This window comes from Longimicrobium sp., assembly GCA_036389795.1.
Lineage (GTDB): Bacteria > Gemmatimonadota > Gemmatimonadetes > Longimicrobiales > Longimicrobiaceae > Longimicrobium.
Genome location: DASVWD010000214.1, coordinates 1 through 11,834, shown reverse-complemented (window position 1 = coordinate 11,834; position 11,834 = coordinate 1). Strand labels below are relative to the sequence as shown.

9 protein-coding genes are annotated in these 11,834 nt (G+C 72.7%); 6 read left to right on the top strand and 3 right to left on the bottom strand.

Annotated elements, in window-relative coordinates; all coding sequences use genetic code 11:
• Positions 1 to 311: 311 nt before the first annotated feature.
• The 3 genes from VF746_25200 to VF746_25190 all read left to right on the top strand — a co-directional run bounded on the left by VF746_25200 (position 312) and on the right by VF746_25190 (position 2,426).
• Complete coding sequence (locus tag VF746_25200; GenBank protein HEX8695737.1) at positions 312 to 1,013, top strand: glycoside hydrolase domain-containing protein; 702 nt, start codon at positions 312 to 314, stop codon at positions 1,011 to 1,013.
• Positions 1,014 to 1,184: 171 nt separating this feature from the next.
• Positions 1,185 to 1,499, top strand: a complete 315-nt coding sequence (locus VF746_25195) for a hypothetical protein (GenBank protein ID HEX8695736.1) — start codon at positions 1,185 to 1,187, stop codon at positions 1,497 to 1,499.
• A 228-nt stretch (positions 1,500 to 1,727) separates the two neighbouring features.
• Positions 1,728 to 2,426, top strand: coding sequence for a DUF1906 domain-containing protein (locus VF746_25190; protein ID HEX8695735.1), 699 nt, complete (start codon positions 1,728 to 1,730; stop codon positions 2,424 to 2,426).
• Positions 2,427 to 2,686: 260 nt separating this feature from the next.
• Here the strand turns inward: VF746_25190 and VF746_25185 are convergent, their stop codons facing one another.
• Together VF746_25185 and VF746_25180 are read right to left on the bottom strand one after the other, a co-directional pair.
• Entirely contained in the window at positions 2,687 to 5,017 is a 2,331-nt protein-coding gene (locus VF746_25185) for a DUF2723 domain-containing protein (GenBank protein HEX8695734.1), read from the bottom strand.
• 504 nt (positions 5,018 to 5,521) lie between these two features.
• Complete coding sequence (locus VF746_25180) at positions 5,522 to 8,053, bottom strand: MHYT domain-containing protein (protein HEX8695733.1); 2,532 nt, start codon at positions 8,051 to 8,053, stop codon at positions 5,522 to 5,524.
• Between the two features lie 463 nt (positions 8,054 to 8,516).
• Here VF746_25180 and VF746_25175 point away from each other — a divergent pair, with 463 nt between their 5' ends.
• Genes VF746_25175 through VF746_25165 form a run of 3 tightly spaced genes read left to right on the top strand, consistent with a single transcriptional unit; the run spans position 8,517 to position 11,568 of the window.
• The gene (locus VF746_25175) at positions 8,517 to 9,644 is read left to right on the top strand and encodes a histidine kinase (GenBank protein HEX8695732.1); all 1,128 of its coding nucleotides are present in this window, start codon (positions 8,517 to 8,519) and stop codon (positions 9,642 to 9,644) included.
• The gene (locus VF746_25170; protein ID HEX8695731.1) at positions 9,641 to 10,792 is read left to right on the top strand and encodes a histidine kinase; all 1,152 of its coding nucleotides are present in this window, start codon (positions 9,641 to 9,643) and stop codon (positions 10,790 to 10,792) included. Before VF746_25175 ends, VF746_25170 begins: the two co-directional genes overlap by 4 nt.
• A gap of 8 nt (positions 10,793 to 10,800) precedes the next feature.
• On the top strand, positions 10,801 to 11,568 hold the full coding sequence (locus tag VF746_25165; GenBank protein HEX8695730.1) for a LytTR family DNA-binding domain-containing protein: 768 nt from the start codon (positions 10,801 to 10,803) through the stop codon (positions 11,566 to 11,568).
• A gap of 76 nt (positions 11,569 to 11,644) precedes the next feature.
• Here the strand turns inward: VF746_25165 and VF746_25160 are convergent.
• Positions 11,645 to 11,834, bottom strand: a 190-nt coding sequence (locus VF746_25160) for a hypothetical protein (GenBank protein HEX8695729.1), incomplete at its 5' end; no start/stop codon positions are given.

Sequence of the window (11,834 nt, the reverse complement as noted above, 5' to 3'; positions counted from 1 at the left end):
ACAGCTTCTGAAAAGCCTCTCACGGAGGACACAGAGGACACAGAGAACTTCAATCGCGTCTTCAGTTCCCTCTGTGTTCTCTGTGTCCTCTGTGTGATTCCAATCTGTTTGGAACCAGAACTATGCTCGGCAACCTGGTATAACGGGGACGATTCGTCGGGAAGCGGCGCCCGCGCGTCCATCTCAAGGACTGCGGGCGATGGAGCGAAAGGGTTGGACCGTGGGCCCGCGCCCGATTAGCGTGAGGGTCGGGCCGTTCTCGCGCCTTCGTCTCGCCCCCCTTCGGTCCCCTTCACCGTCGCGAGGTCCCCATGCCCCTCTCCGGAACCGTGCAGAGCGCCGGCGAGGCCGAAATCCTCGGCCTCGACTTCAACGCCGACGGGCAGAAGATGACCGCCGAGCGCGCCAGGGCGTTCCGCGACCACGGCTATCGCTACTGCCTGCGCTACGTCCCCCGCGAGAAGACGGCGGCGACCGTCGATTTCGACCTCAAGGCGGCGGAGGCGGAGTTCCTCCTTGACGCCGGGTTCGCGTTGATGGCGGTGCAGCACTTCAAGAGCGATGCGGGGTGGACGCCCACTCCCGACCTGGGGAAGCGGTACGGGGCCTTCGCCGCGGAGTGGGCCCGCGAGAAGATCGGCTTCCCGCCGGGCGTCTGCCTCTTCCTCGACCTCGAGGCGGTGAAGTCGGGGACCCCCAAGCAGGACATCCTCGACTACTGCCTGCGGTGGCACGCGCAGGTGGAGGACGCCGGCTTCGCGCCCGGGCTGTACCTGGGAGACCGGGCGCGGCTGAAGGGGACGGAGATCGCCGAGCACCTCCCCTTCGAGCACTACTGGCTGGCCTTCAACGAGGAGTTCGACATCCCGGGACGCGGCTTCCAGCTCGAGCAGATCGCGGTGGGAGCCGGCTCGCCGCTGCGCCCGCCCGGCACGCGCGGGTTCCGCTTCCAGGCGGACCGGACCCGGATCGACCAGAAGGGCGGCACGGTGAAGTGGCTCGCGCCGGCGTGAGCCACGTCCCGCGAGCTGGCCGGAGGGACGCCGGCGGGGGCGGCGTGGCTCCCCCCGGTACCAGTACGTGACCGCCGGTCCAACTTCGTCCCCGCCGTGTAATTCTCTCCGCGAAAGGGCCGTTCACACGGGTGTCGGCTCTCATCCGTCTACCCGATCGCGGAGGCCCCCATGAAGAAGCTCAGGCTGGCGCTGGACGACCTGCGGGTGGAGTCGTTCGAGACGGTGCCCCCCTCGCGCTCGCGCGGGACCGTGCGCGGGCAGGACGTCACCGAGAACACCTGGTGCGGGCAGGAGTCGTGCGACGGCACCTGCTACACGGACTGCTGGGGGCTCGGCTGCCCGTCGCGGGGCTGCCCCGAGCCGACGGCGGAGTGCAACCCGAGCCAGTGGCCGTGCTCGCTCGACGGCCCGCTGGCCACGCAGTGCGACCTCTCCTGCGAGTTCGACTGCACCGGGGAGACCTGCGAGGGCCCGATGTGCTGAGGGCCGGAAGTGCGGAAGTGCGTGAGTGCGTTCGATTTCCGCGCGAATCCCGGCCGGGTGCCCGGCTGCCGCTGGACCCGCCGCCGTCGGCTCTCCGGCGGCGGCGGGCCGTTTCCCGCACCGGACGGCCGGCATCCCGCTATTGCTCCGCGGTGTCCAGCCGCGTACCGTTCCAGGCACAGCTGCCTCTATCATCCTCCTCCCTTCCACCCAAGTCATTCAGCCGACATGGACAGCGCCGACAACTCCGCCTCCGCCGTGCTGGCGGGGAGCGTCCAGCCCGCACCGCCGGGGATCAAGGGCTTCGACGCCAACACGCCGATCTCGGCCGCTGCCGCGCAGGCGTTCTACGCCAGCGGCTACCGCTTCTGCGTCCGCTACGTGGGGCGGGTGCAGATGGCCTCGTACGACCTCACCGCGGCCGAGGCGCAGACGATCCTGGCGAACGGGCTGGCGCTGATGGTGGTGCAGCACGTGCTGAACCCCGGCTGGCACCCCACGGGCGACCTGGGCCAGGAGTACGGCGCCAACGCGGCGAAGTTCGCCGCGCAGATCGGCGTGCCGCCGGGCGTGAACGTGTGGTGCGACCTGGAGTGCGTGGCCCCCGGCACGGCCGCGTCCGACGTCGTGGCCTACTGCAACAACTGGCACGACGAGGTGGCCGCCGCCGGGTACGTGCCCGGGCTGTACGTGGGCTACGAGCCGGGGCTGAGCGCCGTGCAGCTCTACCAGGACCTGAGGTTCCAGGCCTACTGGGGCGCCTACAACGTCGACTCCGACCAGGTGCCGGCCAGGCGCGGCTGGCAGCTCAAGCAGTCCGAGGGCGCCGGCGGCACCATCGCCGGGATCAGCACCGAGAGCTACGACGACGACCACACCTTGACCGACGCGCTGGGCGGCCGGGTGCTCTGGCTCGCCCCGGCATGACGGGAAGCGGGGGAAGAACTTCAGGCCTCACGCAGAGTCGGCAGAGTCGGCAGAGAGCACATCGCCACCCGCGGTCTTCCTCTGCTGCCTCTGCTTCCTCTGCGTGAGACCATCGCGGCAGAACCCGGTATCCCGGAACGATCCTCGTGGATGGATCCGGAATGCGCTGGCGCTGCCGCGGCCATGGACCCGGACGTGAAACGACCTCCCCGGCTCGGGCGCCGGGGAGGTCGTCTCGTCTGTCGCGGAAGACTGGAGGCCTAGCGCTTGGAGAGCGCCTCGAACTGCTCGCCGATCCGCTTGTAGCGCTCGGCGGCCCGCGGGTTGTTGCGCATCTCCTCGGCGGCCGCCTGGGCCAGGTACGTGTAGTACAGGTGCACGGGGATGTTGCGCGTGGCGTCGTCGGTCCAGTGCGGCTTGTCGAGCACGTCGTGCAGCTGGAAGGTCTGGCCCAGCAGCGAGGCGCTCCGGTCGACGTCCATGTACGCGCCCAGCATGGGGTTGAACTGGTCGCCGCCCGGCATCTTCATCAGCCGCGCGCCCTCCTCGGGGGTCACCAGCTTGAAGGCCAGCCCCTGCCGCGCCACGTGCGGGTAGAGCCCCAGGTCGTACTGCACGTTGGTGGTGCTGGCGAAGTAGATCGGCCGGTCGCCCCAGGCGGTCTTGATGATGGAGAGCACGAAGAGGTCGGCCGGGAGCAGGTACTTGTTGGCCGGGAACACCACCTGGACGCCGCGCGCCTCGAAGACCTGGTCCTGCGACAGCACCTGCCCCGAGCCGCGCGCGATGGCGTTGATCTCGTCGTCGCTCATCCCCAGGATCGAGCGCGTGGGCGCCGGGGCGCCGGCGTAGAAGCTCGGGCCCCTGCCGGCGTCGTACGGCCGCTGGCAGATGATGCGCGTGGGGTCGCGCAGCGCGTCGCCCGGGTTGCGGCAGGGGCGGGTGAGGTCGCGCAGCTGCTTGGGGTACCAGTCGGTGTTCAGGTAGCTGAGCACCATCACGGTGACGTCGCGCCGGATGCCCTCCACCTCCTGCACGTACCAGAGGGGGAAGGTGTCGTTGTCGCCGTTGGTGAAGAGCACCCCGTACGGCTCCACCGACATCAGCATGTTGTACGCGAAGTCGCGCGCCGCCCAGTCGTTGCGCCGGCTGGCGTACGGCCAGTTGAGCACCAGCGGAATGAGCGCCAGCGCGAAGACGGGCGAGGCGAGCGCCAGGGCGTTCTTGCGGGCGCCGCCCAGGGCCTCGGAGAGCGAGAGCCAGAGCGCGGTGAGGCCGATGCCCACCCACAGCCCCCAGAGCGAGAAGGAGACCAGGAAGAAGTAGTCGCGCTCGCGCACCTCGGCCAGGTCGGGGTTCTGCCCCATGGCCCGGATCTGCCCGAAGCCGTACTTGAAGTTCATGTAGATGGTGAGCCCCACCGAGAGCGTCAGGAAGAGCACGCCCAGGTAGGCGAAGCTCTTCCGGTCGCGCCGGAAGTGCTCCAGGGCGCCGTAGCCGCCCAGCGCCAGGAACACCAGGGTGATGAACACGCGCGGGGCCGCGAAGTACCCGGTGGCGCCGGCCACCGAGCGCGCCCACTGCCAGTCGAAGTACTGGAAGTAGGTGAGAATCTGCGAGACGAAGGGCGCCTGCCGCTGGAAGATCGGGGGCTTGCCGTACTGCTCGCGGGCGAGCGCGGCGTGCAGGTTCTCGCACGCGCCCGGCAGCTCGAAGCGGCCGAAGCCCAGGATGGACAGGAGCGCCGAGCCCACCGAGTCGCAGGTGGGAGAGGCCTCGTTGATGACCGGGTGCAGGCCGGCGCGGATGGAGAGGAAGAGGTGGACCGAGAGGCCCAGGAAGCCGAAGACGAAGGCGAAGGCGTAGAGCCGCCAGTTGGCCAGCGAGCGCGGCCGCACCAGCACGATGAAGATGAGCACCGCGGGGGCGGCCAGGAAGGCCATCAGGTGGTTGCCCACCGAGAGGGCCAGGATGAACACCATCAGCACCAGGACGTTGTCGTCGTGGAACCGGCCGGCCTCGCGCGCGCCGGCGGCGCGGTGCGCCTCGACGTGGTCGCGCCAGAGGAACGCGAGCCAGGTGAGCGCGGCGATGGTGAACATGGAGACGGTGTAGACCTTCTCGTTCACGTTCGCCTGGTTCCACACCGTGTACGCGGTGGCGGAGACCAGCACCGCCACGGCGGCGCCCACCCGGCGCACGGTCTCGCGCTCGTCGAACCAGCCCAGGACGCGGTGGACGGTGAGGTACCAGAAGAACGCCGTCCCCGCGCTCATGAAGGCGCTGAAGAGGTTGATGCGCACGGCCGTGGGCAGCCCCGTGGGCGCCAGCAGCAGCTCCCACGCGCGCGCCAGCAGCACGAAGAGCGGGTTCCCCGGCGGGTGGGGGATGCCCACGATGTGCGCGGTGGCGATGTACTCGCTGGTGTCCCAGAACCAGGTGGTGGGCCCCAGGGTGAGCGCGTACAGCGCGAACACCGCCAGCGCGGCCGCGGCGGCCAGCAGGTACGGCGGCCGCGTGGGCTCCACCGGCCGGGGGGCCTCGGGGATCGTCACGGCGCGGGGGCGCTCGGTCTTGGCGGCTTGGGCCATGCAGCGTCAGGCGGTGGTAGGTCGTTGCCGGAGAAACGGATAAGCTAAGCGATCGGGCCGCCGCAGTCCATACGCGCGCGCACTGCAAGTGCGAAAGTGCGAGAGTGCGAAAGTGCGAAAGTACGGGTACGGCGGCCGGGCGTCTCTCCCGGAGCGGGTCAACAACACCGGCCGCGGCGGGAGGTTCCGCGGACCGGCGCGCAGTTCGTCGCGGGGGCCGCGTCCGGCGGCTGCGCCGCCGGGAGGCCCCCTCCCCCGCGCGGCCCTCGGCTGCTCGTTCCTCGCAGCCAGAGGGCGCGCTCCCCTCCCCCGCTGCGCGGTAGAGGGGAAACACCTCGGCGCTTCGCGCGACGGAACCGAGCGCGGAGGAGAATGGGGTTGCGCGGTTGAAGCCTCGCGGGGTTGGCGAGGCTTTCCGTGGCTCCAGCGAGGGGCTTTAGCCCATCGCGACGCCTAAGAGACGTAGTTGCCGTGAATCGGTCCGGGGTTGCCCGGACCGGGGGCTCAGGCGACGCGCGAGGCGGCGCGGGGGCGGCCCTGCGGGAGCGTGAGCGTGAAGGTGGAGCCCGCCCCCTCGCGGCTCTCCACCGTGAGGTCGCCGCCCATGGCGCGCGCCAGGTCGCGGCTGATGGCCAGGCCCAGCCCCGTGCCCTCGCTGGAGCGGGTGAGCGCCGGGTCCACCTGCACGAACGGCTCGAAGATGCTGCCCAGCCGGTCGGCGGGGATGCCCCGGCCGGTGTCGCGCACGCGCACGTGCACGCGGCCGTCCGCCGCCTCCCACTCCAGCACGATGCGGCCGCCCGGCTCGGTGAACTTGACGGCGTTGGTGAGCAGGTTCAGCACCACCTGCTCCATCCGCTCGCGGTCGGCGCGCACGGTGACGGCCGGGTCGCCGCGGCGGTAGGTGTAGGCGTGGCGCCGGGCGCGCACCTGCGGCTCGATGAGCGCCTCGATCGCCGCCAGCGACTCGTCGACCGGCACTTCGCCGATGTCGTACTGCACCTGGCCGGCCTCGATCTTGGCGAAGTTCAGCACGTCGTTGATGAGCCCCAGCAGGTGCGTCTGGTTGCGGCGGATCTTGTCGATGTACTCGCGCTGCTCCTCGCTCAGAGGGCCGTGGATCCCCATCTCCAGGAGCTGCGCGTAGCCGGCGATGGCGTTCAGCGGCGTGCGCAGCTCGTGGCTCATGGTGGCCAGGAAGGCGCTCTTGGCGGCGTTGGCCTCGTCGGCGGCCTCGCGGGCCTTCTCGGCCTCGGCGGTGCGCTCCAGGAGCTCTTCGTTGGCCCGCCGGAGCTCGTCGTGCGCCGCCTCCATGGCGCCCTGCGCCTCCTCGAGCTCGGCGGCCTGCTGCTCGAGCCGGGCGCGCGACTCCTCGGTCTCGGCGAAGAGGCGGGCGTTGTCGATGGCGACGGCGGCGCGGCGGGCCAGCTCCTCGGCCAGCGCCAGGTCCCGCTCGTCGTAGGCGCGCCCGCTCTCGGCGTGCACCAGGGTGATGGCGCCCAGCGTCTTCTCGCGGGCCACCAGGGGGACCACGATGTACGAGCGCAGCCCCAGCTCGCGGATCGTGCGCAGGTGCTCTGGGTCCCTGGCCGCCTGCACGAGCAGTTCTTCGTGGATCTCGGACACCATCTCGGGCTCGCCGGTGCGGATCACCTGCGCGAGCCCGCGCGGGGCGGCGGGGTCCGACGGGTAGCGCTCCTGGAGGCGGTGGACCAGCGCGACCTTCTCGGGGTCGGTGTGCTCCACCGCCACGCGCTCCACCTTCCCGTCGGCGTCCAGCACGTCGACGGCGCACCAGTCGGCCAGACGCGGGACGGCCAGGCGGGCCACGCTGCCGAGCGTGGTCTGGTAGTCGAGCGAGGAGGCGAGCACGCGGCTGGCCTCGGCCAGGAAGTCCCTGGCCAGCTCGGTCTTCCGGCGCTCGGTGACGTCGGTGCAGGCGCCCACCCACTCGCGCACCCGGCCGCCCGGCTCGAGCACGGGGACGGCGCGCACGGCCATGTGGCGCCACCCGCCGCCCGTGGTGCAGAGGCGCAGCTCGTCTTCGACCATGGTCCGGCGCTCCACCGCGCCGCGCCAGGCGTGGGCCACGCGCTCGCGCTCGTCGGGGTGCACGGAGCGCAGCCACCCCATCCCCCGGTACTCGTCGAAGCGCGTGCCGGTGAAGGTGCCCCACTCGGGCTGCTCGGCGACGATCTGCCCCCGGGCGTCGGTGGTGAAGACGATCTGCGCGCTGGCCAGCACCAGCGAGCGGAAGCGGTCTTCGCTGCGGCGCAGGGCCTCGGTCTCGGCGGAGCGGGCGTGGGTGCGGCGGTCCACCAGCGCGCCCAGCAGGGTGATCCCCAGCAGCGCCAGCGTGGCCACGGCGATGCCGCCGGCGAGGCCTTCGGTGCGCAGCACGGAGTCCTGCGACACCACGAGCCGCGGGTCGCCGCGGGTGAAGCGCGCGGCGGCCATGGCGGTGTAGTGCATCCCGGCGATGGCCAGGCCCATCGCCACGGCGGCCGCGGCCTTCCAGCGCCGGCCGCGCGGGCTCTCGTCGCTGCGGAAGCGCGCCGAGATCCAGAGCGCGGCGAGCGAGGCGCCCAGGGCGATGGCGATGGAGGCGGCGACCAGGGCGGGGCGGTAGGAGACGTGCGCGTCGGCGCGCAGCGCCGCCATCCCCAGGTAGTGCATCCCGGCGAAGGCCGCGCCCATCAGCACGCCGGCCGCGGCCAGCCGGGGGGCGCGGATCTCGGGGCGGCTCACCATGTACAGCGCGAGCGCCGAGGCCAGGATGGGGACCACGGCGGAGAGGACCACCGTGGGCACCGCGTACGCCATCGGCACGTCGGGGAGCCGGAAGGCCAGCATCCCCACGAAGTGCATGCTCCAGATCCCCAGCCCCAGCGGCACGCTCCCGCCCACCAGCCACGCGGTGCGGAAGCGGCCGCTGGAGGCCGTCACGCGCGCGGCGAGCGCCAGCGTCACGTAGCTCGCGATGATCGCGATGAGGACGGAGGCCACGACGAGCGTGGCGTTGTAGCTGCCGGTCATCCGCGGTCCGGGGGTGTGCGAGAGCTGCGTGCAGCGAAGGCCCGGGCAGCAAGAAGGGTTCCGCGCGGGAACAGCCGGTGCGAGGTGCGAAGTGCGAAGTGCGAGGTGCGGAACCCCGGGCGCTCCGGCGGATCCCGGCCCTGCGTGCCTCACACGGAGGAAACGGAGTCGACGGAGTCGACCGAGAGCCCACCGGTGACCTCCGTTGACTCCGTTGACTCCGTGTGAAGCTCTTGGGGATCGGAGGGGGACAGAGATGTTTTCGGACACTCGTTGGTCGCCTGCGCGTCGATCCCCTCGCCAACCGTCCGTTTCCGGCTCGCCCCCGGCAGCGACCGGCTCGCCCGCGGGGAGGGCGCGTCCGTCCCCGGGAGGTGCCGGGAAGCGGCGCTCGTGGATATTGTATACACTGCACCTCGCCCGCGCGTCCGCGCGGGACCCGAGCCCCCGGACCGATCCTGTCGTGAGCGACGCCCCGGCACCCTCCGCCCGCAACGGGCCGCACCGCTCCGCATCCCGGATGTCGGCGGCGGCGCTGCGCGAGCTGCTGGGGAGCGGGCGCGCCTGGGCCGTGTTCGGTGCGCTGTGGCTCTTCCAGACGGCGGCCTTCGTCGCCGGCACGGCGTACGCGGCGGGGCCCGAGGACGAGATGGGCCTGGTGCTCTGGGTGGGCGTGACGGACGCGCTCTCGTGGCTTCTGGTGCAGCTGGCCGCGTTCGCGGTGGCGTGGGCGGTGCCGCCGGAGCCGCGCCGCCCCCTGCGCACCGCGGCGGCGTTGCTGGCGGCCGGCCTGGTCGTGCTCACGCTCCGCATCCTGGCGCTCAGGACCTGGGGAACGCTGAACTTCGCGCCGCTTCCCGAGCAGCTTCTGCGGCTCCTCCCCTTCCAGCTGGTGGTGTTCCTCACCGACGTGGGCGTGGGGTACGCCATCGCCTCGTACTTCCGCCGGCGCGACGGCGAGGTGGCGGCCCGCGGGCTGGAGGCGCGCCTGGCGCAGGCGGAGCTGCAGGTGCTCAAGATGCAGATCCACCCGCACTTCCTCTTCAACACCCTCAACTCCGTGTCGGCGCTCATGCACCGCGACCCCGACGAGGCGGTGCGCACCCTGGGCCGGCTGCGGCAGCTGCTGGAGCGCACCCAGGCCCGCGCCGGGGTGCAGGAGGTGCCGCTCGGCGAGGAGCTGGACTTCCTCTCGCTGTACCTGGAGATCGAGCGCACCCGGCTGGGCGAGCGGCTGCGCGTGTCGACGCGGGTGGAGGACGGGGCCGAGGCCGCGCTCGTCCCCCACCTGGCGCTGCAGCTCCTGGTGGAGAACTCCATCCGCCACGGGATCGCCCCGCGGCGCGGACCCGGCGCGGTGGAGGTGCGCGCGGCGCGCAGGGGCGAGCGCCTCCTGCTGCAGGTGGTGGACGACGGGCGCGGGCTGCCGCCGGAGGGGACCGCCCGCCGCGGCGCCGTGGGGCTCGCCAACACCCGCGCCCGCCTGGCCCAGCTCTACGGGCGCGGCCACCGCTTCGAGGTGCGCCCCCGCGAGGGCGGCGGGGTGGAAGCCACCATCGAGATCCCCTTCGTCCCCGCGGCCGCCCCGTGAGCCCCGCCACCGCCCCCGCCGCGCTCGCCGCCGCCCGGCCGGACCCGCTCTTCGCGGGCAACCGCGGCTTCCGCCGCTTCTTCGTGGCGGGGTGGGCGCTGCTGGCGCTGGTGACGGCGGCGCAGCGGCTCACCCTGGCGCGGCTGGACGGGGTTCCGCTGGCGCCGGGGCGGGCGCTGGCGGTCGGGCTGGCGTTCGCCACGGGGATCGCCGGGCTCGCCCTGTCCGCGCTGGCCACGGCGGACCGGCTCCCCTTCCGCGCCGACCGCTGGCTGGGGCCGCTGCTCCTGACCGCGCTGGCGGGCGTGGTCGTCTCCTCCGGCTTCGCGGCGCTGGAGACGGCGGTGCGCCTGGCGCTCGGCGACCCCGGGCACGTCCCCGCCCCCGTCGCCTGGGTGGTGCTCTTCCCCGGGCGGGCCGTGCTCTTCTTCAACATGGTGGCGGTGGGGCACGCGCTGCGCTTCTTCCGCGCGGCGCAGGAGCGCGAGGTGGCGGCCGCGCGCCTGGAGGCCCGGCTGGCCGAGAGCCGGCTGGAGCTGATGAAGCTGCGCATCCAGCCGCGTCTGCTGTTCGGGATGCTGGACGTGCTGGCGGGCCTCGTGCGCGCCGACACCGCCGCCGCCGACCGGGCGCTGGCGCGGCTCTCCGACTTCCTGCGCGCCACCCTCTACCGCGACGAGTGGAGCGACGCCACCCTGGCCGAAGAGGCGGAGCTGCTCACGCTGTACCTGGCCGTGGTGGCCGGGCGCGGCGGGCGCCCCCCGGCGCTCGTGGTGGAGGTGGACCCCGCCGCGGCCGGCGCGCACGTCCCCCACCTGCTGCTGGAGGCCGTGGCCGACGCCCTGCTGGCCCCCGGCCCCGGCGCCCTGGACGGCGAGCCGCCGGGGCTCTCGCTCCGCGCCCGGGTGGCGGACGGACGGCTGCGCATCGACGCGCGGGGGACGCTGCCCCCCGAGGCGTGCTCGGCCGAGGCGCTGGCCGCGCTCTCCGAGCGGCTGTCGGCCCAGTACGGCGGCGCGCACCGGCTGTACCTGGGTCCCGCCCCCGGCGGCGGCGCCCGGCTGGCCCTGGAGGTCCCGCTCCGCGCCGCGGAGGAGGAGGAAGCAGACGACGAACTGGGCGGCCCGCTGGTGGCCGCCGGGAGCTGACGAGCGACGTGCGCAGGGTGAAGGCGCTGGTGGTCGACGACGAGCCGCTGGGGCGCGAGCGGGTGCGCGCGCTCCTGGAGCGCGAGGCCGACGTGGAGGTGGTGGGCGAGGCCGAGGACGGCGTGGAGGCCGTGGTGGCCATCCGCTCGCTCGCGCCCGACCTGGTGTTCCTGGACGTGCAGATGCCCGAGCTGGACGGCTTCGGCGTGGTGGAGGCGGTGGGCCCCGCGCGGATGCCGCTGGTGGTGTTCGTCACCGCGTACGACCAGTACGCCCTCTCGGCCTTCGAGGTGAACGCCGTCGACTACCTGCTCAAGCCGTTCGACCAGGAGCGCTTCGGCCAGGCGCTGGAGCGGGCGCGCGCGCGCATGCTGCAGCCGCTGGGGAAGGAGTGGGCCGACAACCTGACCGCCGTGCTGGAGAAGGTGCGCCGCCCGGCGCCCGACTACCCCGAGCGCTTCCTGGTGCGCACCGGGCGGCGCTACGTGTTCGTGCGGGTGGACGAGATCGACTGGATCGGCGCGGCCGACAACTACCTGGAGCTGCACGTGGCGAAGAAGGTGCACCTGCTGCGCGACACGGTGAGCGCCATGGAGGGGCGCCTGGACCCGCGCCGCTTCATGCGCATCCACCGCTCGGCCATCGTGAACGTGGACCGCATCCGCTCGATCGAGAGCTGGGGGAAGGGCGAGTACCTGGTGGTGCTGGCCGACGGCACCCAGCTCAACTCCAGCCGCGCGTACCGGGACCGGATCGCGTCGCTGATGCGGGGGTGAGGGAAGGAAGTGCGAGAGTGCGAGAGTGCGAAAGTGCGAAAGCAACTGCGATGCAATCACTTTCGCACTCGCAGTTTTACAGCGGCGCGTCCAGGTACAGCTCCATGCGCCAGCCGGTGGGGCTCCGGAGCGCGCGGGCCAGGTCCACCCGCACCACGCCCTGCAGGAAGCTCACCCCCGCCCCCGCCGACCACAGCGGACGCCCGGACGACCACTCCCCGCGGTCCCCCGCCCAGCCGGCGTCGGAGAAGAGGGCCAGCCGCACC

What these genes read in the sequence shown, in the direction of transcription:
- VF746_25190 (HEX8695735.1), top strand. Translation starts at nt 1,728, where the DNA reads ATGGACAGCGCCGACAACTCCGCCTCCGCCGTGCTGGCGGGGAGCGTC.
- VF746_25185 (HEX8695734.1), bottom strand. Translation starts at nt 5,017, where the DNA reads ATGGCCCAAGCCGCCAAGACCGAGCGCCCCCGCGCCGTGACGATCCCC.
- VF746_25200 (HEX8695737.1), top strand. Translation starts at nt 312, where the DNA reads ATGCCCCTCTCCGGAACCGTGCAGAGCGCCGGCGAGGCCGAAATCCTC.
- VF746_25195 (HEX8695736.1), top strand. Translation starts at nt 1,185, where the DNA reads ATGAAGAAGCTCAGGCTGGCGCTGGACGACCTGCGGGTGGAGTCGTTC.
- VF746_25180 (HEX8695733.1), bottom strand. Translation starts at nt 8,053, where the DNA reads ATGACCGGCAGCTACAACGCCACGCTCGTCGTGGCCTCCGTCCTCATC.